Annotated in this window: 1 pseudogene; it reads right to left on the reverse strand. The window is 59.0% G+C overall.

The window, feature by feature from the left end:
* A pseudogene (locus ACM6IV_RS12760) lies at positions 1-329 on the reverse strand (hypothetical protein); the annotation flags it as partial.

The raw sequence follows: 329 nt of genomic DNA on the forward strand, positions 1-329 counted from the left end.
ATCGACCACAGCGGTCAGGGCATCTTTGGCGGCAAACGGGTCGACGCTGGTGTCGTTCGGTGCTTCCTTGATCTTCGGCTCTTTCAGGTCCAGCGCCACGCCGACACTGAACACCAGCGAATTGGCATAACTGGTCCCGCCCGCCGCGCGTTTGATTTCGTACCGGGCCTCGACCGTTCCGCCTTCATTGCCCTTGATCCACGTGGCCGCGATATTGAACGGCACGTCGTCGCCGGCGGTGAATTCGCTCAGCTTGATCGAATCGGTGTATTCGCCGGTGATCGAACCGATCCAGAAGATGAACACTACGTCGTCTTTGACCGTTTCCC

It is taken from the genome of Pseudomonas sp. IT-347P (assembly GCF_949768005.1).
Lineage (GTDB): Bacteria > Pseudomonadota > Gammaproteobacteria > Pseudomonadales > Pseudomonadaceae > Aquipseudomonas.